The organism is Mangrovicoccus ximenensis, from assembly GCF_003056725.1.
Lineage (GTDB): Bacteria > Pseudomonadota > Alphaproteobacteria > Rhodobacterales > Rhodobacteraceae > Mangrovicoccus > Mangrovicoccus ximenensis.
This window is the reverse complement of sequence record NZ_QBKZ01000001.1, coordinates 1,067,639-1,088,801: the sequence shown is the minus strand read 5'-3', so window position 1 is coordinate 1,088,801 and position 21,163 is coordinate 1,067,639. Positions and strand designations below refer to the sequence as shown.

The 21,163-nt window shown below is 68.4% G+C and carries 17 protein-coding genes and 6 pseudogenes; 6 read left to right on the top strand and 17 right to left on the bottom strand.

The annotated features are described in order from the left end of the window. Positions 1 to 59: 59 nt before the first annotated feature. The 4 genes and pseudogenes from C7T91_RS40330 to cobA form a co-directional block, all read left to right on the top strand. Positions 60 to 431, top strand: a pseudogene (locus C7T91_RS40330) (SAM-dependent methyltransferase); the annotation flags it as partial. A 255-nt stretch (positions 432 to 686) separates the two neighbouring features. Then, positions 687 to 1,352, top strand: a pseudogene (locus C7T91_RS40325) (TldD/PmbA family protein); the annotation flags it as partial. 102 nt (positions 1,353 to 1,454) lie between these two features. Next, on the top strand, positions 1,455 to 1,886 hold the full coding sequence (locus C7T91_RS05935) for a hypothetical protein (protein ID WP_330848813.1): 432 nt from the start codon (positions 1,455 to 1,457) through the stop codon (positions 1,884 to 1,886). Continuing rightward, positions 1,883 to 2,737, top strand: coding sequence for a uroporphyrinogen-III C-methyltransferase (gene cobA / locus C7T91_RS05930; protein WP_108258369.1), 855 nt, complete (start codon positions 1,883 to 1,885; stop codon positions 2,735 to 2,737). The genes C7T91_RS05935 and cobA overlap by 4 nt, the downstream gene beginning before the upstream one ends. 58 nt (positions 2,738 to 2,795) lie before the next feature. On the opposite strand, the pseudogene C7T91_RS38360 reads toward cobA, so the two are convergent. Both C7T91_RS38360 and C7T91_RS31400 read right to left on the bottom strand, forming a co-directional pair. Next, positions 2,796 to 2,990 (bottom strand): annotated as a pseudogene (locus C7T91_RS38360) (SLC13 family permease); the annotation flags it as partial. A 332-nt stretch (positions 2,991 to 3,322) separates the two neighbouring features. Further along, positions 3,323 to 3,628: a hypothetical protein gene (locus C7T91_RS31400; protein ID WP_145962792.1), complete on the bottom strand. Its 306-nt coding sequence runs from the start codon at positions 3,626 to 3,628 to the stop codon at positions 3,323 to 3,325. On the opposite strand from C7T91_RS31400, the pseudogene C7T91_RS05925 reads away from it, so the two are divergent. Further along, positions 3,546 to 4,079 (top strand): annotated as a pseudogene (locus tag C7T91_RS05925) (energy-coupling factor ABC transporter permease); the annotation flags it as partial. The gene C7T91_RS31400 and the pseudogene C7T91_RS05925 sit on opposite strands and share 83 nt — an antisense overlap. A gap of 208 nt (positions 4,080 to 4,287) precedes the next feature. Here C7T91_RS05925 and C7T91_RS05920 read toward each other — a convergent pair. From C7T91_RS05920 to C7T91_RS33315, 7 genes and pseudogenes are all read right to left on the bottom strand, one after another. Beyond that, positions 4,288 to 4,800, bottom strand: coding sequence for a helix-turn-helix transcriptional regulator (locus C7T91_RS05920; protein ID WP_108258367.1), 513 nt, complete (start codon positions 4,798 to 4,800; stop codon positions 4,288 to 4,290). Beyond that, complete coding sequence (locus C7T91_RS05915) at positions 4,797 to 5,192, bottom strand: cytochrome b/b6 domain-containing protein (protein WP_236638000.1); 396 nt, start codon at positions 5,190 to 5,192, stop codon at positions 4,797 to 4,799. The genes C7T91_RS05920 and C7T91_RS05915 overlap by 4 nt, the downstream gene beginning before the upstream one ends. Before the next feature lie 498 nt (positions 5,193 to 5,690). Next, a complete protein-coding gene (locus tag C7T91_RS05910; RefSeq protein ID WP_161555754.1) occupies positions 5,691 to 8,066 on the bottom strand; it encodes a calcium-binding protein in 2,376 nt (791 codons plus the stop codon). A 203-nt stretch (positions 8,067 to 8,269) separates the two neighbouring features. Further along, the gene (locus C7T91_RS05905; RefSeq protein ID WP_108258364.1) at positions 8,270 to 9,478 is read right to left on the bottom strand and encodes an NAD(P)/FAD-dependent oxidoreductase; all 1,209 of its coding nucleotides are present in this window, start codon (positions 9,476 to 9,478) and stop codon (positions 8,270 to 8,272) included. A 35-nt stretch (positions 9,479 to 9,513) separates the two neighbouring features. After that, the gene (locus tag C7T91_RS05900) at positions 9,514 to 9,771 is read right to left on the bottom strand and encodes an enoyl-CoA hydratase/isomerase family protein (protein WP_108258363.1); all 258 of its coding nucleotides are present in this window, start codon (positions 9,769 to 9,771) and stop codon (positions 9,514 to 9,516) included. A gap of 32 nt (positions 9,772 to 9,803) precedes the next feature. Further along, a pseudogene (locus C7T91_RS05895) lies at positions 9,804 to 10,124 on the bottom strand (phosphomethylpyrimidine synthase ThiC); the annotation flags it as partial. A gap of 763 nt (positions 10,125 to 10,887) precedes the next feature. Next, a complete protein-coding gene (locus C7T91_RS33315; RefSeq protein WP_108258361.1) occupies positions 10,888 to 11,139 on the bottom strand; it encodes a hypothetical protein in 252 nt (83 codons plus the stop codon). Positions 11,140 to 12,954: 1,815 nt separating this feature from the next. Here C7T91_RS33315 and C7T91_RS05880 point away from each other — a divergent pair. Beyond that, positions 12,955 to 13,747, top strand: a pseudogene (locus C7T91_RS05880) (transposase); the annotation flags it as partial. Between the two features lie 299 nt (positions 13,748 to 14,046). On the opposite strand, the gene repC reads toward C7T91_RS05880, so the two are convergent. From repC to C7T91_RS05840, 8 genes are all read right to left on the bottom strand, one after another. Continuing rightward, positions 14,047 to 15,285, bottom strand: coding sequence for a plasmid replication protein RepC (gene repC, locus C7T91_RS05875; RefSeq protein WP_145962790.1), 1,239 nt, complete (start codon positions 15,283 to 15,285; stop codon positions 14,047 to 14,049). A gap of 166 nt (positions 15,286 to 15,451) precedes the next feature. Then, positions 15,452 to 15,676 (bottom strand): hypothetical protein, encoded by a 225-nt coding sequence (locus C7T91_RS05870; protein WP_108258359.1) that lies wholly within the window; start codon positions 15,674 to 15,676, stop codon positions 15,452 to 15,454. 261 nt (positions 15,677 to 15,937) lie between these two features. Then, positions 15,938 to 17,995 carry an HWE histidine kinase domain-containing protein gene (locus C7T91_RS05865; protein ID WP_330848812.1) on the bottom strand — a complete coding sequence of 686 codons (2,058 nt, stop codon included), beginning with the start codon at positions 17,993 to 17,995 and terminating at the stop codon, positions 15,938 to 15,940. After that, the gene (locus C7T91_RS38355) at positions 17,919 to 18,341 is read right to left on the bottom strand and encodes an anthranilate synthase component II (RefSeq protein ID WP_330848811.1); all 423 of its coding nucleotides are present in this window, start codon (positions 18,339 to 18,341) and stop codon (positions 17,919 to 17,921) included. Before C7T91_RS38355 ends, C7T91_RS05865 begins: the two co-directional genes overlap by 77 nt. Beyond that, a complete protein-coding gene (gene ruvB / locus C7T91_RS05855; RefSeq protein WP_108258357.1) occupies positions 18,338 to 19,579 on the bottom strand; it encodes a Holliday junction branch migration DNA helicase RuvB in 1,242 nt (413 codons plus the stop codon). Before ruvB ends, C7T91_RS38355 begins: the two co-directional genes overlap by 4 nt. Then, positions 19,576 to 20,136: a hypothetical protein gene (locus C7T91_RS05850; protein ID WP_108258356.1), complete on the bottom strand. Its 561-nt coding sequence runs from the start codon at positions 20,134 to 20,136 to the stop codon at positions 19,576 to 19,578. Before C7T91_RS05850 ends, ruvB begins: the two co-directional genes overlap by 4 nt. 4 nt (positions 20,137 to 20,140) lie before the next feature. After that, positions 20,141 to 20,605 carry a Holliday junction ATP-dependent DNA helicase RuvA gene (locus C7T91_RS39100; RefSeq protein ID WP_407943249.1) on the bottom strand — a complete coding sequence of 155 codons (465 nt, stop codon included), beginning with the start codon at positions 20,603 to 20,605 and terminating at the stop codon, positions 20,141 to 20,143. Between the two features lie 378 nt (positions 20,606 to 20,983). Next, a complete protein-coding gene (locus tag C7T91_RS05840) occupies positions 20,984 to 21,163 on the bottom strand; it encodes a hypothetical protein (protein WP_201741970.1) in 180 nt (59 codons plus the stop codon).

Genomic DNA, 21,163 nt, shown 5'->3' with positions numbered 1-21,163 from the left:
CTGCTGATCGGCGGCGGCCATGCCGGGGAGAGGCGGCGGTGCCGGTCGGCATCGGCGCGATGGCGGCGCTTCTGGGTCTCGACTTCGCCGCGGCGGCCGCCGTTGCCGAAGAGGCGGCGCAAGGCGAGGTCTGCGGCCCCGGCGATCCCGAGCTGATGACGCTGAAGGCGCACCGGCTGATCTCCTCGGCCGCCACCATCGCCTATCCGNGCGCCCGACAGCGGCGACAGCTTCGCCCGCCGGATCGTGGCAGGCTACCTGCCCGAGGGCGTGCGCGAGATCCCGATCGTCATCCCGATGCGGGCCGNAGCGCTTNCCCGGCGCAGGAGGTCTATGACCGCGCCGCCGCGGAGCTGGCCGCGATCCTGGAGAGCGGCGAGGATGTCGTCGTGCTCTGCGAGGGCGACCCGTTCTTCTACGGCTCCTTCATGTATCTACGCCGACGCCATGCAGGGTTCCGGTCATGTGCTGAGGCTCCACTGGGTGACGGGCATGGCGGGTTTCCAGCCCCGGAACGGCCCGACCGGCTCGGCGCGGGCGACGGAGATGCGGCGCAGCATGCCGCCATGGCGGGCATGGAGATCGAGCAGCAGCGCCTCGGATTCGAGCGTCACCGCATTGGCGACGAGGCGGCCGAAGGGCTTCAGCGCGGCCAGCGCCGCCGCGACCGCCGCTTCGCTGAGCCCCACGAGGCGGTCGGCCACGGGCTCGAGGGCGATTTCAACCGCAAGGGCAGCTCCGCCTTTGCCGGGCTGACGGGCCAGCAGGTCGCCGCCAAGGGCGTGACCGTGCTCGACGACGGCACAATTCCCGACCGCCGCGGGTCGATCACCGTCGATGACGAGGGCACGCCCTCGGAGCGCACCGTGCTGATCGAGGACGGCATCCTCGTCGGCTACATGCAGGACCGCCAGAACGCGCGGCTGATGGGCACGAAATCCACCGGCAACGGCCGCCGCCAGAGCCATGCCCATATCCCGATGCCGCGGATGACCAACACCTACATGACCGGCGGCGAGGCGACCCCGGCCGAGGTCCTGTCGGAGCTGAAGGACGGCATCTACGCGGTGGGCTTCGGCGGCGGCCAGGTCGACATCACCAACGGCAAGTTCGTCTTCAACTGCACCGAGGCCTACCGGGTGAAGGACGGCAAGGTCGGCGCGCCGGTGCGCGGCGCCACGCTGATCGGCGACGGTCCCGCGGCGATGAAGCGAATCCGTGCGATCGCAAACGACATGGAACTTGACCCCGGAATTGGCAATTGCGGAAAATCCGGGCAGTGGGTGCCGGTCGGCGTGGGCCAGCCGACGCTCCTGATGGGCGGCCTGACGGTCGGTGGCGCGGGATCATAAAAAAGCAGGAGATTCCATTTTTTCTCGATTGGGCCCGCGTCCGTTCACCCGCGGTTAACCTTAAGACCGCCATGTTGGCTTCACCCCTCGGGCGGAGCTGCGATGACCAAAACACTGTATTCTTCCATCCCCACACCCCTCACCCCACCCAAGTTGGAAGAAGACAGGTTATCGTGGCTCCGCCTATTTCGATCCCGACGGGTCGGGGTGGCGACATTCCACAGATTGATCGAGGAGCACGGCACCGCCCAAGCGGCGCTCGATGCCCTGCCCGAGGTCGCCCGCGCGGCAGGCGTCTCCGGATACGAGCCCTGCCCGGCCGAAGCCGCGCGGGCCGAAATGAAGGCAGCGCGCAGATGCGGCGCGCGGCTGATCTGCCTCGGCGATCCCGACTATCCCGCGCTTCTGGCGGAGACGGCCGATGCCCCGCCGCTGCTCTGGGCGATCGGCCGGACCGAGCTCCTGCACAGCCCGCGGGCGCGGCACGGTTCCCCCTTGCGCAGCGGCGGGCTTCCCGCAAATAAGGCGGGATGACCGACCGCTTTCCCCTGCCTCCGGGCGACTGGCCCGAAATGGAACCCGGCTGGGTCTGGCTCTGCGGGGCCGGACCGGGCGATCCCGGGCTCCTTACGCTGCATGCGCTCAACGCGCTCTCCCAGGCCGACGTGATCGTCTATGACGCGCTCGTCGATCCGCGGATCCTCGACTGGGCCCGCGCGGACGCCGAGCAGATCTATGCCGGCAAGCGCGGCGGCAAGCCGTCCTCGGTGCAGAAGGACATCTCGCTGCGCCTCGTGGACCTCGCGCGCGACGGCAAGCGGGTGCTGCGCCTCAAGGGCGGCGATCCCTTCGTCTTCGGCCGCGGCGGCGAGGAGGCCCAGACGCTGGTGCAGCACGGCGTCAACATCCGCATCATCCCGGGCATCTCGGCGGGGATCGGCGGGCTCGCCTATTCCGGCATCCCGGTCACCCATCGCGACATCAACCAGACCGTCGCCTTCGTCACCGGCCATGACCAGACCGGCGAGACGCCGCAATCGGTCGACTGGCAGGCGCTGGCGAAGGCCGCGCAGGTCATCGTGATCTACATGGGCGTCAAGCATATCGGCCGGATCTCGGCCGAGCTGATCGCAGGCGGGCGCGACCCCGAAGACCCGGTCGCGGTGGTGACGGATGCGACCACGCCGCGCCAGAAGGTGCTGGAGACCCGGCTCGCCACCGTCGAGGCCGATATCGCCGCCTCGGATCTGGAGCCGCCCGCGATCATCTGCGTCGGCAAGGCGGTGCTGATGCGGCAGGTGCTCGACTGGCAGGGGCTGGCCGGGGGCGAGGCGCCGCGCAATGTCGATCCGCTGGGCCGGGGCCGCGCCGCCGAGGAGAAATGACCAGCGCCTCGAGCGCGCCGGTGCGCACCAAGGCGGCGCTGAGCACGAACATCGCGCCGATCGTTGCGGGCGCCGGGTTGGCGATCGCGGCCAGCACCTGATCGGGGCCGGCAAGGCCAAGAACCAGCGCCGCCGCCGCGCCGGTGAAGGCGACGACATCGGAGGGCCAGCGCTCGGCCAGGAAGGCGGCGAAGACGCAGGCGACGAGGCCGAGCGACAGGTAGGGAGCAAGGGAACCGGGGTCGAAGAACATGACAGGGCCGCAGCGGAATGGAGGGGATGGGACCCGGCTGCGGCGCCGTCTCGGCGCGGACCGGGGTCGTCGGAATGGCTTGGCAGGAATGAGTCGCGGTTCGAAATGGCCGAAGAGCGGATTAGCGGCCGCGCGGCGGCCCCGCAATTGCCGCAACGGACGCAGGGGCGGCAGGACGGCAGATTCCGGCCGCGGCCGTGCGGCGGCGCGGGAAACGCCCAAAATGCAGGCATTTCCGACCGCCGGACCCGCCATGCAGACCCGGAAAACCGTTTGGACGCAAACGTCACAAAAGCCTCAACCAGGCGACGCAAAACTGTCATGGCCCGGCGCTAGGTCCCGCCGGAACAGCAAACGGAGGCCCGCAGGGGCCGCATTTCCGAGGGACAGACATGATCCGCAAGGCCACGGTTTCCGCGATCGCCCTGATCGCCACGCTTTCCTCCGCCACCGCGCAGCAGGCCACCCAGATCCAGTGGTGGCACGGCATGGGCGGCAAGAACCAGGAGGTCATCAACGAGATCTCCAAGCGCTTCAACGACGCCCAGCAGGCCTGCGCTGGCGACCACCGCGCTGGCCTTCTCCTTCTTCCAGATCCTGCCGCATTTCCCGGTCGGCGTTTCCGAGGTCCATTTCATCCTCGGCTCCACGCTGTTCCTGATGTTCGGCGGCGGCGCGGCCTCGATCGGCCTCGCGATGGCGCTGCTGCTGCAGGGGCTGTTCTTCGCGCAGTTCGACCTGCCGCAATACGGCATGAACGTGACGACGCTGCTGGTGCCGCTCTGGGCGGTTTCGGAGCTGGCCAAGCGCATCATCGCGCCGGATACCGCCTATGTCGACCTGACCTACGGCCAGGCGCTGAAGCTCTCGACCGCCTATCAGGGCGGCGTGGTCGCCTGGGTCGCCTTCTGGGCCTTCTACGGCCAGGGTTTCGGCGCGGCGAACATCGCCTCCGTCGCCTCCTTCGGCGCGGCCTACATGTCGGTCATCCTGCTCGAGCCGCTGGCCGATCTGGCCGTGCTGGGCGCTGCGAAATCGGCAAAGGGCGTGGCTTCGACCCCGTTCTTCAACAAGCGCCTCTTCGCCTGACCCCAGGTTCGGCGAGCTGAGACACGGGCCGCGCGGGGACTGCCCCGGGCGGCCTTTTCCGTTTCCGCCGCCGGGCGAGGGGGGGGGCTGCGTCACGGGACGGGCGCACCGGCCGCCTGACCGGCCGAACACGGCCCGGGCGGAGGCTGACGGCTCTGGACCTCCGGTGCCGGGGCAAGCCTGCCGGGGGCCATCCGCCGGGCGGCGCCTATTTCCCGGACATCAGCTCTTCCATGAAGTGGCAGAACAGATCGGCGCGGCCCTCCACCCCGGCCTTGGCATAGATCGCCGCGGTCTGGGCGCGGACGGTGCCGGGCGCGGTACCGCGCATGTCGGCAATCGCCTTGTTGTCCAGCCCCTTCAGCAGCAGGAGCGCCACGTCGCGTTCGGATTTCGTCAGCGTCCAGCGGTCGAAATGCGCATCCACCAGCTGGGCGACCTCGCCGCGGGCCATCCGGATGCCGCGGTCGAGCGCGTCGAGCTCGGCCAGCAGGCTCCTGAGCTGCATCCAGAGCATCGCGACTCCCGCGCACATCGCCAGCGAGGCTACCGTTTCCAGCGCCATGTGGACCGGCTCGCGCGATTCCGCGGTGCCGGCCGTCAGGTCGACGACGATGTCGGTGATGAAATAGACCACGCAGAGCGCCTGCAGCAGGATGATCGCGGCGAGCGTTGCCGCCCGCCGGTCGCATCCCAGCCTGGCGACCAGGGCGCGGATCATTCGGCCTCGATCCCGTGGGGAATCGACTTGCGGCCGGTGACCATGGCGCGCACCAGCGGCACGCGCGTGCGCCAGCTGTCGAAGGCGACGCCCGCGAGATGCAGGATCACCGAGAGGATCAGCCAGTCGAAGGCGAGCTCGTGCATGTCCTTCACCCAATCCATGCCGAAGAAGCGGAGCATGCCCATCATGTAGCCGGTCGCGGCCATTGCGGCCAGCGTCAACCACAGGTTCCACACCATGAAGGCGCCCAGCGGGTTGTGGGACAGGTGGGTGCGGCGGCTGCCGCGGCGCAGCTCGCGCAGGTGCTGCAGTGCGCGGCGCGGGCTGGGCGGGAAGGCCGAGAGCCGGGCATGGCGTCCTTGGCTGCGGAGCGCGGCGGACCCTGTCACGGCGCTGCCCTGCATGCAATCCGGTCCGGTCCCGGATGTGGCGGAAACTGCAGGCAGACGCCGTTGCCGGGCGCCCCGGCCCGTCCCGCGGCCGGGGCCGCCAGAACCTTGCGCCTTGCCCCAGATTGCCGCCGGGTGCGTGCCTTCTGCCTTGGCGATGTGCCGCGGGCTGTTCGGCGAGCGCGGACCGGTGTCCCCGGCCGCCCTGGCGACGGATTTTCGGGGCGGATGCAAGAGGGCGGCTCGGAGACCGCTTGGACGGGATTTCGGCGAAGCAATGGCGCCTGCTTTTCAGGTCGAAGCGAGCTCCAAGGCCGGGCGGATGGCACAGGCCGGCCGGAATGTCCGGCGCTGTGGCGTGCGGTTTCGGCCTGCCTCCCGGCGGATCGCGTCCTTTGGTCCCGCTCCCGGCGGACCGCCCCCGCAGCCGGGCAGGACAGGAAAGCGGCCGATATCCCGGTTCCGGCTGCCCCCGGCGTCTGCCGCGTCGGGAAAGGGTCATATCCGATCGGGAAATTCGGCGGCTGCATGGTTGCGGCACTGGGTAGCTGTGCCGCAAACCGGGCCGGGCAGAGGACGTTCCCCCGGTCGCCGGGTGCGTTGCCGCAGCGCTCCGGGGGGCACCTGCGTTCCTTGAAGCCTGATGTGCCGGCCATTCCGGAGCATTGAGTTGCAGCGCCCGCCGGTGCTCACGGCCGTGCCTGCGCCCTGTCTCCTGTCGCGGAGGGTCCCGGGTGGCGGCCCGCCGCGGGACGCGTCGGGTAGCGCCATGCCGCGGGCCTTCCGTCTGCCGTTTCGGAACCGGTGGGCGCCGCCGTCATGCGTGTCGGCCTCCGGACCGCCGGCAAAGACGCCGTCCCCGGGATCGGCAGCCGCCATGGCGACCAGCGCCGCGTGGTCCAGCACCGTGCCGTCGGCGAATTCGACCGTCTCGATCCGGTAGCGCCCGCCGCTGACCGTGCGGTCGAGCCGGACCCGGTCCTCGGTCCCGGCGAAGGACAGCAGCAGGTCGTCGCCGTCGGGGCGCACCTGCAGATCGGCCGGATCCAGCCCGGCCCCGAACAGGACGCGGTCGGCACCGGAATAGAAGGCGAAGCCGTTGTCGGACACCGTGTCCTGGCCGGAGCCCGGCGCGAAGACATAGGTGTCGCTGGCATCGCCGCCGACGAGCAGGTCGTTGCCGGTGCCGCCGTCCAGCGTGTCGGCATCGCCGCGCCCCTGCAGCGTGTCGTTGCCGCTGCCGCCCGGGATCGCGTCCGCATCGTAGCCGCCCCAGACCGCCCGGTCGCCGTCCCCCGGCATCCAGGCCATCGCTGCCAGATCGGCATGGGCGAGAACCGTGCCGTCGGCGAACTCGACCGCCTCGATCCGGTTGCGCGAATTGACCAGCGTCTCGGGGATCGCGATCCGGTCCTCGCGGCCCGCAAAGGACAGGATCAGGTCGCGGTCGGTGGCCTCCACGCGCAGATCGGCCGGGTCGAGCCCTGCGCCGAAAGCGATGCGGTCGGCACCGGAATAGAAGGCGAAGCCATTGTCCGCGACCGTGTCCTGGCCGAAGCCCGCCTCGAACTCGTAGCGGTCGCTGTCGTCATTGCCCGCGAGCCAGTCATTGCCGGTGCCGCCCTCCAGCGTGTCGGCGCCGCCGCGGCCGTAGAGGCTGTCATTGCCGCCGCCGCCCGCCAGAAGCTCGGCGCTGTAGCTGCCCTCGAAGCGCTGGTCCTCTTCGTCCGCGACCCAGGCCAGAGCGGTCAGCTCCTGATGGCTGAGCACCGTGCCGTCGGCGAATTCGAAGCTTTCGATGCGGTTGCGCGAACTGGTCAGGGTCGCCGGGATGCGGATGCGGTCCTCGCTCCCCTCGAAGCGCAGCACCAGATCGGCGCCCTCGGCGCGGACCCGCAGATCCGCGAGGTCCAGGCCCTCGGCGAAGCGGATGCGGTCGGCACCGGAATAGAAGGCGAAGCCGTCATCGGCGACCGTGTCCTGGCCGAAGCCCGGGGAGAAGTCATAGACATCGCTGTCGTCATTGCCCGAGAGCAGGTCGGCGCCCGGCCCGCCCGCCAGCGTGTCGCTGCCGCCGCGGCCATGGAGGCTGTCATTGCCGCCGCCGCCCGCCAGAACCTCGCCATCGTAGCTGCCGCGGAAGGCCTGGTCCGAGGCATCGGGGACCCAGGCCATGGCCGCGACCTCGCCATGGCCGAGCACCGTGCCATCGGCGAATTCGAAGCTCTCGACGCGGTTGCGCGAACTGGTCAGCGTGCGCTCCAGCCGGATCGAGCCCGGCTGGCCCGCGAAGGACAGCACCAGATCCTCGCCCTCGGCGCGCACCTCGAGATCCGCGGCCGCCAGCCCTTCGGCAAAGCGGATGCGGTCGGCGCCGGAATAGAAGGCGAAGCCGTCATCCGCGAGCGTGTCGTCGCCGAAGCCCGGGGCAAAGTCGTAGACATCGTTCTGGTCGTTGCCGGAAAGCCGGTCATTGCCCGGCCCGCCCCCCAGCGTGTCGCTGCCGCCGCGGCCCAGGAGCCGGTCATCGCCCCAGCCGCTCTCGAGCTGGTCGGGATCGCCGCCGCCTTCGATATCCCGTCCCAGCGCCGCGTCGAAATCCGCACCGCCGAAATTTTCCGCCACCAGCGCCGCCGCATCCGTGGCGGCAAGCCGGAAGAGCGGCCGCGCGAAGCCGAGGTCGGTGACGCCCGGCTCAGCTAGATAGACATAGGCATCGCCGCCCTCCTGGCGCACCACCAGCCGGCCGGACAGGCCCTCCTCCAGCGTGATGGCCATCCGGTCGCCGCCCGCACCGGGCTCGAAGCCGATCAGCGTGGCCAGCGGTTCGGCATCGTCGAGAAGCGGCACGAACCGGGCATGGATGTCGGTCACGCCGGGCGTGCCGGTGTAGCTGCGCGGCAGGGGTGCCGGCCCGCCGGACCCGCTGCCGCAACTCGATTCTCGACGAAAAACGCAAAAAATGAGCGTGACCCAGCGGAAGCCGCGCCGCAGCATCAAAATATGCCGCAAACCCAAGGCCATGACACAAAATCAAGATGCCCCAGACGGAAAGCCGCCAGGGGCAAGCCCGGGCCTCAGCGCAGAAGGCTCTTCAGTTCCACCGCCGGGTCCGCCACCAGCTCCGGCGCCGGGCTCCGCCCCGCCTCCAGGAGCCGCTTCGCCGTCATGTAGGCCCGCGGATCGTTCATCGCATCGCAGGCCAGAAGCGTGGCGCCCTTGTAGTACCAATGCGAGCAGGAGCCCTCGCGGGCGCCCGGACGCCGCACCACCCGGTCATGGCCGCGGCTCAGCCCGGCGATCTGCAGCGACAGGTCGAACTGGTCCGACCAGAACCAGGGCGCAGGCTCGTAGGCCAGCCCCGCCCCCATGATGTTGCGCGCGACGGTCTCCGCCTGGTCCACCGCGTTCTGCACGCTCTCCAGCAGGGTCGGCGCGCCGCGGAACGCGAACTCGGCGCAATCGCCCGCCGCCCAGATCGCCGGGTCCGAACTGCGCCCGAAGGCGTCGACCAGGATGCCGCCCGCCACCGACAGCCCGGCCTCGACCGCCAGATGCGGCACGCAATTGGCGCCGATCCCGGCGATCACGAAATCCGCCGGGACATGCGTGCCGTCGGCAAGCGCCACCCCGTCGACCCGCCCCGTCCCGGTCAGCCTCGCGATCGGCGCATTCACCCGGATATCGACGCCGCGGCTGTCATGCAGCGCATGGATATGGGCGGCAGTCTCGGCCGAGGCGACGCGGCGCAGGATCCGTTCCGAGCGCTGCAGCAGGACCACCTCGAGCCCCTTCGACCGCGCCACCGCCGCCGCCTCCAGCCCGACATAGCCGCCGCCGATCACCACCAGCCGCCGCCCCGCCGCGAATTCGTCCCCGCAGGCGTCGATATCGGCAAGCTTGCGGATCGCGTAGACGCCGCCCAGGCCGCCCCCCTGCTCCGCCGGAACCCGGACCGGCTCCGCGCCGGTGCAGATCGCCAGCGTGTCCCAGGAGATCGTCTCCTCCCCGAGCGACACGGTGCGCGCGCTGCGGTCGACCGACGTGACCGGCGCGCCCAGCCGCAGGTCGATGCCCTGCTCCCGGTAGAAGGACGGCGGACGGAAATAGAGCCGCTCCTTCTCCATCTCGCCGAGCAGGTACTTCTTCGACAGCGGCGGGCGCTGGTAGGGCGGCTCCGGCTCGTCGCCGATCAGCGTGATCCGCCCGGCAAATCCTTCGGTCCTGAGCTTTGCCGACAGGCTGAACCCGGCCTGTCCGGCCCCGATCACCACCACGTGCTCCATTGCGTCTTCCGTTCCTTCGCGGGCCCTGCCCGTCCTCAGTAAACCTGTCCGAGCGCCAGCTCGTCCCCGCCGAGCGGCGCCAGCATCTCGGACACATGCAGATCCGGCACCCCGCCCGGGCTGCCATGCTGCCAGGCCGGCGCCGCATCGCGGTCGATGATGCGCGCCCGGATCCCCTCGGCCAGATCCCCGGCGATCACCGCCCGGTAGCCGAAGCGGAATTCCTGGGCCAGCGCCAGAGCGAGACCGCCGCCGCTGCGCAGGCTGCGGATCATCGACAGCGACGCCGCCATCGACAGCGGCGCATTGCGCCCGATCGCCCCGGCCGCCGGACCGGGAAGTCCGGCACCAGCCGCGACCCGGAGGCAAATCCGTTATCGGCTGCGGTGACCGCGCGCCCCCCGGTTTCCTCCAGATCGGCGCGCCCGGCGAGCCAGCTGCGCTGCGGCGCCAGCCCGGCGGCGATGTCCGGCGTCACCCCGGCATCGGTATAGGGGCCGGAACTGTCATAGATGCAGAGGGGCGCTTCGCCGGTCACGGCGATCTCGCGCATCGGCACCCGGATCTTGTGCAGCTCTCCCGTGACATGGATCTTGCGGGATCCGGGCAGCGGCCCGGTGGTGATTGCGGGAACGGTGTCTTTCATCTCGGTCTCCTCCTGCGGATGAGACCCGATTGGCACGTGAAGCAGAAAGGGGCCTTCACGCCCCTGGAAGGGCCATGACGGCCCGAAAGGACCGTCCCCTGGTCAGGACAAGCACCTCCGGTCTTCCTACGCCAGCATCAACTGGGTCAGGTTCGAAGGGTCGCGTCACCGGGGTTTCCCCCTGTCAGCCTCTCAGTCCCCTCGGCGGGACTCCCCTGACGTGAGGCGCACATTTGCCGTCCGCGGACAGCATGTCAAGCGCTTCCCCGGGGCCTTTGGCGCGCCGGAGCCGGGCCAGGTCCAGCGCCAAGCAGGCCGAGATCTTCTGCCGAAGACAGGCCGGGAATGTTTGCCAATTGGTTCGATGCGGCGCTATATCCTTAAATATCCCCGAGAACCGCCGCCCTATGCCACGCAGAAAAGTGTCCGGTAACTGCCACTGCCGCGGCCCGCACACTGGCCCCCTCCGCCCGACCCCGAGACCAGGCTCAAGCAGCCTGACCCGCTCGCGCACGCCGTCCAATTCCGCCGATGCCAAGTCCTCAAGAAGCCCCTCGAGGAGCGCGGCCAAATGCGCTCCCCGGTCTCCCCCGCCCGCATCGCTTTATGCGCCGTCAGAACAATGTACAGCGGCGTCATGCAGAGGCCGCGTGTCCGCGCTTCAGCGCCGCCCAAACCGCGTCACCACGAGACTGCACACGCCCTTGAAATCGGCAATCGCCACCGTCGCAGTCCCGGTGCTCATCTCGCGGCAGAAGGTCATTCAGAAGAACTCGTTTTCGACGCTGTCCGAAAGGTTGATGCCGTTCGGCAGCACGCCGGGCTGGGTCTTCAGAATATGCGTTGGCGCGTCATGCCCGCGGGCTTCAGCCACGGCCTCTTGCCAGAGCAGCGCGGTCTTCTCCTGCGCACCCGTAACAGAGATTTGGAATGCGGCATCGCGAGCCATCCCCAAAAGCGCGGCGGCAAGGTTGCTCAGAAGCGCCGCAAGGACGTCGCGGACTGCATGGGGCACCGTCCGTTCTGGCCCAGGACAGTTCGCCGCCGCGCAGACCGGCGCAAACGCTCGAAGGTGCACCGGCACCGGATCGCATCCGCAACCCGCTGGAACGAATGCAACGCGAGATCAAGCGCCGCGCCGGGATCGTCGGGGTTCGGGCATTCCTTCGGACGGGTGGCCGTCATGCCCTTGTCTTGTGAATTTCGGGCCCCTCACTCCCGAACGATGCTGCGATTGTCCGCCTCGTCGGCGCGCTCATTCTGGAGAGCAACGACGAAGGGGCCATCGCGCACCGATACATGAGGCTTCCGTCTCGCGGCACCGGACGTCAATCCAGAATCTGCGCAGCAAGGCTGCAGCAATTGCGAGGCTGGCTGTGGAACGCGAGGCGCGGGCGGCGCAGAGATACGAACCATCGGAGCGCTGCCCGCGCCGACGGCCCCATTGGTCTTATGCAGCTCCATGTGCTCCTTCCGCAGCGCCATCGTTTCCTGCCCCCCACCGGTGAAATGCTTCCGTCCGTGGTCGGCGCGCAGGCCGCCTACATGATGTCGGTTAGATCGGTGCCCGAGCGCGCATCTGGAAAACGCGCTCGGACTGAAGGTCCGGTGGCAGGCACATGTCTGGCGTCTCCGAAAGCCGCGTCCCGGTCTGAACTTCGTCGAGGCAGGGCGGACCCCGCCAGGAGGTGGATTGTTCCTTTTCCTTTGTCGGTTGGAGGCTCGAGTGTTAGGGGGCAGACGGACCGGATCGCGCGCAGGCGGAACTCGGTGCCATCCAGCCACATCCAATGTAGCACCCCCCCAATCCGTTGTGCCACAGCTACCGTTGTACGCTTCAAGCCTCGCGGTCTCTGGCAACCCGGGTGCCCCATGCCTTGGGCCAGAATGGCCTCGCGTGGTGCATCATCACAGTGACCGCGTTGAAGAGTGCCGTCGGCAATCCGGCATCCCCTGCCTTGGTGATCCGTTCGGCGATGTCGCGCTCGCCGGATTGTTCCCACCGCGCGTCAGGTCGACACATGGCCCCACATCTCGCGACGAGCAGAACCGGGCCGGGTCGCTGATCGCCGCGCGCATGCAAAAGCGATCACGGCGCCGACGCCGCGCATCGTCATCCTCAGTCGGCCTGCCTCGTCCTGCCAGGGAAACTCGAGCACCCGGAGTTCCAGTGCAGACAGCCTGTCGCGCAGCATCGCCAGGACCTTCAGGATGGCCGACGCGGACGTCTCAAGCGCGAAGTTCTCCGCGATCAGTTCGCGGCCCCGTGCTTCGTAGAGCCCTTTGCCCTGCCTTACCGACAGGACCGCGCTTTATCCCTAAATTGCGCAGGGCTCCGTGCAATGACTGCTCTATGTAGTGTGCCGCCTTTGGCACCACCTTGACCTGCCGCATCTCCATCAGGATCAGCTCGACGGCCGCCTCGCTTAGGCCGCGGAGAAGCCACGGCGACAGCGGGTCGGCAGCCCGATTGCCTCGACGGACCACAGGGCAGGTCCCACAGGAATGCTATGAACGTTTCAGGATCGCTGTCGATCCGCTGCATCCTGATGAATCTGACATATATCAGCGTAGCTTTGCGAAGTTGCAGAACCTGTGCGAGATATAGTCTGAAAGTGTTGATCCGGGTTCACAGCTGTGAACTTGACCTTCGGGGTTGGTCGTGTTTCGGAAGTGGTGAAAATTGGATGGCGGCGCAATCCCCGGGTGACCTGAAGCTCACCTAACCGGCGACTGCAACCCCCAAGGAGAGTGAGCGCCTGCCTGCCACCGGTCCGAAGGCAGGCCAGAACGCCATGACCGAGCTTACGACGCTGGGAGCTTTGCGCTATTGGTAGATAGGCCGGGTTCGACCCGAGCGAGGATAGCCTTCGGGCGAACGTCCGCGCCACCATAGAGGCAATGTTCGATGAAGAATGAGAGGCCTTCATCGGGAGTTGCCGCTATGGCCGCGGCGACGGTGCGCCGAAGAGTTACCGCCACGGGTACCGGGACCGACCGCTGACTGGCACATTCAGAACCGAGACGGTGCAGCTTCCGCGCGCCAGAATTGAGGACGAGATTGGCAAGGTCACCGAATGGCGCTCGAAGACGCTGCCGCGCTACAGTCGGCTGACGAAGAAGGCCGAGGCTCTGGTCGCGGCGGTGTATCTGGCGGGGACCAATACTCGCCGGGTGAAGCGGCGCTGTTCGGCCTGTTCGAAGGGGCCGTCAGCAAGGACGTGGTCAGCCGGCCCTGGAGGAAGGTGAAGGTCGATTGGGACGCCTGGTACGCAGGGAACTGGCCCAGGAAGATATCATCAGGCTCATCCTGGACGTCACCGGCATCAAGAGGCGCTTGGGTCGCAAGGCCACGAACATATTGGTGCTGGCGGCGATCCGCTGCCCGGGCAGGGCAATGCGTAGCAATGTCCCGAGAGGGGGGCGAGGAATTCGCCTATCCAGTGCTGTACTGTCCACAAGCACAGGAACCTTCTCGCGGATACCCGCAAGCGCCTGCATGACGAGCTGACCGAGGACTGCCACGACATGAGCTGCGCGGGCACAGCCGCCGGGATCGAGCCAGGCGGAAGATGTTCCTGCGCAAATGGCGGCCCAAGTGCCGCGCGGTCGCCTCTTCAGTTTCACCCGCTTGATCCGTCGCAGTGGAAATCTGCCGGAACGGCCAACGTGATAGCGCCCCTGAACGGGGAATTCCGCCGCCGGATCAAGACCTGGACGGTGCTGCCTTGCGCGGAAACCGCTGCGGGGCAGCCTATGCGCAAGGTCGGCGGATGGGAAACTCTCTCAGCCCCTCGCGGCAATGTCCGTTTATCTCGCGGCCTGAACAGAGCCGATTCTACAGGCCCGGATCCCGCTTCCGGGGATTTTTACCGCATTCGGGACATGACCTCGGAGTTCCAAACGAGTCTACTCGCAACGTTCACAGTTGTGAACTCGGCCTTCTGGCCAAAGCGAGCCCGGAGGTTACCATTCCGTCAAGGCAGAGATCGCCTTTTGACGCCATCGCACAGAGTTTGGCGAGATAGGCGCCATGACTGCGGATCGAGGCGAAGCGTTGCAGGATGGAGGCAAGGCATATCGCTGCCCCGATCTCGCCGAGGACCGATCTTGCGGTGTTCCACGTTGCTTGCGGTATTCCGAGCATCGGGCGGATGGTTTCGGAGGCGTGGACAAGATCCGGCCAGCTCCGGATAGGAGTCCCGCCATAGGTTTCCATGCCGGGCGATGCCGCAAGAACGTCGTCAAGAGTGACCGATGGGGGCGAGGGGCATCGGGGTCTGTTGTCGCCATGCTTGTCCGTTGATGTCTCTGCAATTGAAACCTCGGCAGGTTTGCTGTGCGAGCAGACCGGCTCAGCAGCAGTTTCTATCTGAATTCTATCTTTGGGTTCTATGTGCTGCTCATAAGGGGCGTGGCTGGTGTTCAGTTCTTCCGTTGCAGGCGGATGCAGCAGGGCCGAGGCATGGGCCAGGGCGTCGGACAACCGGCGATGCAGGCTCTGCAGGAGCGACGTTTCGGGTTTGCGGCGCAGCAGTCTGGCGGTTTCATCGGCGAGCGCGCCGAGCTCGGCCCAGAAAGGGGCAGGGCACTGGGACGGGCCGTAGAGGGCCAGTTCGGCGGCGTCGCGGCGCATCAGGCTGACGGTCTGGCGGAGCTGTGCCAGCGCCTCGGCTTCGGCCTGCAGACGGGCCGAAGCCGAGCGGAATTCGGGGAGGCGGTGCTGCAGCGGCGTGAGGTCGAAGCCGAAGGCGAGTTTCTCCGCGCCGAAGCGGCGGGCGTAGCGCTTGCCGTTCGGGCTGTCGCGGCGGCGGATCACGCCTGCGGAGACCAGCTTGCCCAAGTGCCGCCGCATGGTGGAGCAGGGCATGCCGTTCAGCCGTTCGCAGAGGGCCCGGTTCGAGGGAAAGACCACCGGCGCTTCGGCGGTCTCGCCGAGCATCGCTGAGGGATGGAAGCTGATCAGGGCCTGAAGCACGGACAGGTCGCGGTCCGAGAGCCCGTAATCGGTGCGGGCAGCGGCGAGGGTGCGCAGGGCTTCCCATTTGTCCACGGCTTCCGCGTTGCGCGCGGCCGCAGCCTCGCGATGAGCGTCCAAATGGACAGCATCCACCCTTCGCCGGAAGGGCGTTATCGGCATGTAAGTCATGATTTCTGTCACGAAGACAAAAAAGCCCGCTCCCCAAATCCGATTGGACTTGCGGCGGTGGGCTCCGACCTCTAGCTTGAGAGTGCGAAAAACAAGTCAGGGTCTCGTGGAGCGTCGTCTTTGCGGGACCTTTTCTTTGCCTCTGTCGTGCCTCCTGTTCCTGCCTGTCGTTTCTGCCTCAGCCTTCGCCGTGCGCTTTCCAGCGCGCGTGAAGCTCCTTGACCAGGCCGGGCGCCTCTGCCTCGACCCAATCCGCGAATGCCCCGTCGCCGAGGTCTATGCTGACCCCCTTGGGCGTGCGGCGCAGCGATCCGATGCGGGTGCCGTCGACGGAGAGCGGCTTCGGCCCGGCCTTGGCGGCGGGCGCGGCGCGCTTCGGCGCGGGCAGGGGAGGCGCGGTCATGGTCCGCGCCGGTCCAGGCCTCTGCCCAGGCCGCGGCGCCTGCTCGGTCGCCACCCGCCGCCACGGCAAGACCGTCGCGGTGCAGCACGTCAGCACGCAGGCCTGTCCTGCGCGCCAGAAAGCCCAGCAGAGCCGACGCCGACTGGGCGGCAAGCAGCGCCTTGCTGTCGATGACGGACATGTCAGCCCTCCCACACGGAAACGTGAACACTTTAACTGAAACTCGCGGGGCTTTCCAAGAGCCTCCGCGAGTTAAAGCGTTCACTTTCGTGCGTCGAAGGCCCGGGCCATGGCGGTGCGCAGCGAGGAAGCCGAGAACGGCTTCTGCACCACGACGCAGGGCGGATAGGCGGCAATCAGCTCGGGCGCGGCGCCATAGCCGGTGGCCAGCACGAAGGGCGTGCCCGACGCCGCCAGCGTCTCGGCCACGGCGACCGACTGCTCTTCGCCCAGGTTGACGTCGAGCACGGCGAAATCCACCGCGGTGCCGCCCAGATAATCGAGTGCGGCCTTCACTCCGGAGAAGATCTTGACGTCCTCCGCCCCCAGATCCTCGAGGATCCCGGCGGCATCCATGGCGATGATCAGCGTGTCCTCGAGCACGAGACCGCTTCCCGAGAGCGCGAAATCCCCGGCCTCCGTCGCGGCGCCGCCTGCCGCCGGCAGCGCCGCGGCGCCCTCGATCGAGGCAATGGCGGAGGCGGGCAGCAGGAAGCGCGCCTCGATCCCGGTGATCCGGTAGTCGATTTCCGCCTCGCCCTTCAGCTCGTGCGGGATGGAGTTCTCGATGATCATCGTGCCGAAGCCGCGCCGTGCGGGCGGCTTGACGGGCGGGCCGCCACGTTCGGTCCAGGAGAACCGCAGCGCGCCGTCCTCCGCAGCTTCCAGCCGCACCAGAACCTTTCCGGCGGCCTCGCGCAGCGCGCCGTATTTCACGGAATTCGTCGCCAGCTCGTGCAGCACCAGCGCCATGGTCGTGTAGGCCGCGGGCGCGACCAGCGCGTCCGGCCCCTCGATCTCGACCCGCGCGGCGCAGGCGGCATAGGCCTCGAATTCGCACTGGATCAGCGCGCGCAGCGAGGCGGGCTCCCATTGCTCCGAGGTCAGCTGGTCATGGGCGCGGGCCAGCGCCTGGATGCGGCCGTCGAGGTTTTCGGTGAATTCCTCGAGCGTCCGGGCCGAATTCTTCGACTGCGCGAGAAGCCCGCGCATCAGGTTGAGGATGTTGCGCACCCGGTGGTTCAGCTCGGAGATCAGCAGCTGCTGGCGCTCCTGCGCGCGCTTGCGTTCGAGATTGGCCGCATCGGTGATCTTCAGGAAGATCTCCAGCAGCACCACGCGCAGCAGCTCGGCGGTGTGCTGTTCCTCGGCCGACCAGGGGGCGGAGCGGCCCTCCACCGTCTCTGTCCAGATCTCGAAGCTGCGCCGCGGGGTCAGCCGGGTGCCGTTCGGCCCGACCTCGACCGGCTTCGACGGCTCGCCGGCCCAGTCGACGGCGGCGCGCATCTCGCGGCGGCAGAGCACGAGGTAGTCGCGCGGCCGCTTCGACACCGGGATCGCCAGAATGCCGGCGCAGCGCCGCGCATGGTCGCGGGCCGGTTCGTGCAGCGCCCCCAGCCGGTCGGTCGAGAACGGGCCCGAGCCGATCGAACGGTCGAGGAAGCGCGCCAGCGAGCGGAATTCCTCCTCGGTCGGCGTGCGGCCGCGGGCATGGAAATTCTCGTTCTCGAACAGCACGATGCCGTCATGCGGGATGACGTTTCCGATCTCCTCGGAGACCGCCATCAGGCTTGTCGCCAGGTCGCGCCCGTCGGCCATCTGCGCCATCAGCAGCGTCTGCAGCCGCGAGGCGTCGCTTTCGGCCTTCTTGCGCTGCGCATCCTCGAAGCGGATCAGCTCGTAGGAGAACATGTGCGCGAACATCTCGATCGCGGTGCGGCGTTCGTAATCGATGTAGCGCGGGCTGTCATGGTGGCAGGCGAACAGGCCCCAGAGCTCGCCCTCCTTCATGATCGAGACCGACATCGAGGCCTCGACCCCCATGTTCTTCAGGTATTCGATATGGATCGGCGAGACCGCGCGGGTGACGGCCAGCGACAGGTCGAGCGGGCGGCCCCCGGGCGTGATTCCGGGCAGGACCGGGCTGCCTTCGTCGGCCACGTCGGCGATCAGCCGCAGGAGCGAACGCTTGTAGAGCGCGCGGGCCTGGACCGGGATGTCCGAGGCCGGGAACATCAGCCCGTCATAGCGGCTTTCGCCGTCGAGCCGGCTTTCGGCGATCACCTTTCCCGAGGCGTCGGGCTGGAACTGGTAGACCATGACGCTGCCGAAGCCGCAGAGCGCCTGCAGCGCGCGCGCCGCGTCGCGGGCCAGCGCGGCAAGGCCGCGGTCGGCCGCCGAAGGCCGCGCCGATCGCCTGGTGGCCGAGGCAGACGCCGAGGATCGGCAGCCGCCCCGAGAACCGCCGGATCGCCGCCATAGACACGCCGGCATCCTCGGGCCGGCCCGGGCCGGGCGACACGATCAGCGCGGCCGGGGCCATCGCCTCGATCTCGGCAAGGGCGATCCGGTCGCTGAGGACAACCCGCACGTCATGCCCGAGCTCCGCGCAATAGCGCGCAACGTTGTGCGTGAAGCTGTCATGGTTGTCGAGAAGCAGGATCATCGGTCTTCGCGGGCAAAGGGGGCAAGCGCGTCGAAGATACGGGCCGCCTTGTCCAGAGTCTCGGAATATTCCGACATTCCCTCGGACAGGAGCGTCACTCCGCCGCCGGCCTGCACGATCGCGCGGCCGTTGCCGATCATCACCGTGCGGATCGGGATGTTCAGATCCATGTCGCCGTCGAAGCCCAGATAGCCGATCGCGCCGCAATAGACGCCGCGGTCGCGGGCCTCGATGGCGCGGATGATCTCCATCGCGCGTTCCTTCGGCGCGCCGGTGATCGAGCCGCCCGGGAAGGTCGCTGCCAGCAGGCTCAGCGCGTCCTCGCCTTCGGCCAGCTCGCCGGTGACGGCGGAGGTCAGGTGATGCACCGAGGCATAGCTTTCGACGGTGCAGAGCTCCGGCACCTCGACCGTGCCCGGACGGCAGACCCGGCTGAGATCGTTGCGCATCAGGTCGACGATCATCACGTTCTCGGCGCGGTCCTTTTCCGAGGCGGCCAGCGCCTCGGCGGCGGCGCGGTCCTCGGCGGGATCGGGATGGCGCGGCAGCGTGCCCTTGATCGGCCGCGCCTCGACCTTGCCGCGGCGCAGCTCGCCGCGGGCGCGCCGCGCGATCTCCACCGCGCCGTCCGGATCGCAGGGCACCTGCAGGAGCCGCGCGCCGCGGCTGACGATCAGCGTCAGCTCCTCGACCGTGTAGAATTGCAGCCGCACCGGGATGCCGAAACGGTCGCGCAGCGGCGTGGTGAGCAGCCCCAGCCGCGTGGTCGCGCCGATCAGCGTGAAGGGTTGCAGCTCGATGCGCACGGTGCGCGCGGCAGGCCCCTCGCCGATCACCAGATCGAGTTCGAAATCCTCCATTGCCGGATAGAGCACCTCCTCGACCGCCGGGTTCAGCCGGTGGATCTCGTCGATGAAGAGCACGTCGCGGGACTCGAGATTGGTCAGGATCGCCGCCAAGTCGCCCGCCTTGGCCAGCACCGGGCCCGAAGTCATGCGGAAACCGACGCCGAGCTCGTTCGAGACGATCTGCGCCAGCGTGGTCTTGCCGAGACCGGGCGGGCCGTGGAACAGCGTGTGGTCCATCGCCTCGGCGCGCTGCCGCGCGGACTGGATGAAGACCGCAAGGTTGCGGCGCGCCTCGGCCTGGCCGATGAAATTCTCGAGCTGGCGCGGCCGGAGCGCGCGGTCGCGGTCCTCCGGCGTTTCTTCCGGGGTCATCTGGAGGGGATCGCTCATCCCGCCCCCGCCCCCGGCTCGTCCAGAATGCCCGAAACTGGCACTTCCAGGTTTTCACCCTTCCGCACATAGCTTGGCGTCAACCGGACCAAACAAATCAGGCGGAACAGATAGCTGTCCATCTGCGGCGCGGGACGGAGGTCGAACCGCGCCATTTCTTCTCCGGAAACACCTTCCGCGTAGCGGAAGCCATACGCGTCCTGAAACCAGCGCATCTCCGGCGCATTCCTGATCTCGTCAACCGGCAGCATCTCCGGATCACCCTTCTCGTAGAATCCGAGCAGTATCATCTGCCGCGCGCTCTGCTCCGTCATGCTCTCGTCCAAAAGGCCGAAGCTGGCCACATGGCGCCGCCCGTTCAGCAGCGCGCGCGTTGCCGGGCCGCCATGGGAGGACTGGTACTCGCGGAAAGCATCCGGCCGGTTGCGTGCGACCGACAGAAGCGCGCGCCGGATCGGCATCTCGGTGTCGCCGGGAGAATTCAGGATGACATTCACGTCCGCCGGGGCGATGCCGCAGCGCCTGAAGATGTCCGGCAGCGTCAGGAATTTCTGCATCGCCCTATCCCTTCGGCGCCAGCGATTTCAGCCCGGCGCGGATCAGATGGGCGGTGCCGGCCTCGGGATCGTCCTGCGCGGCGCGGGCGACGGCGGTCGCGGCCTCGGACATGGAATAGCCCAGGTTCACCAGCGCCGAGATCGCATCCGCCTGGCGGTTGTCGGCAACCGGCTCGGGCAGCGGCTCCGGCGCCGCCTCCTCGATCAGCTCGACCGCCTGCCCCGCCCCCTGCGCACCCGCGGCGACGAAGACCAGGCCGAACAGCGCCGGGATGAGCCCGGCCGCCTCGCCGCCGCCGATCCGCACCAGCCCCATGCCGCAGACCGACATGCCGATCGCGGCGAAGACCGCGCCGACCGCCAGCTTCAGCGGCTTCAGCGCGCGGAAATCCGGTTTCGCGTCGGGCTGGCCCTGCCAGAGGATGCGTTCGCCGGGATTGAGCAGTCCCGCCCAGGGGTCGTCTTGCATGGCTGTCTCCTTCGCCGCCCGGCAAGGGTAGGGCGGGGCGCCGCGCCCGGAAAGCCGGGGAATTGACGCGATTGCGCCGCAACCGGGGGCAGAGGGCAAAAAAAGGGGCGCGACCCGCGACGGAATGTATGGAATCATCCGTTAGCGTTGCGATGGCGCGGGCTTCCGCGCCTCGGACGGAAACGACGGGCCGGGACGCCGCCCGCCGCAGCACAAGGTGACGGATGGGATTTCTGCGCAGGATCATGGTCGGGCTGGTGCTGACGGCGCTGAGCTTCGGGGCGCTGTCGCTGGCGGTCTGGAAGGTCGCCGCGGCGCTGCGGAGCGCGATGACCGCCGAGGCGCCGATGCGCCCGGCGCGCGAGCTGGTGCGCAGCGTCAATGCCGTGCCCTACGCGGATCGGTGCGGGCCGCCGCGTCGGCGGCGACCTGAGCGATCGGGGGCATCATGCCGGGGCCGCGCGGCGAGGCCGGAGCCGAGGGTTTCGCCGCGAAACCGGCCTCGAGCTCGGAGAGCTCGGCAGCGGAGGGGGCGGTCAGCCGGGTGCGTTTTGCCAT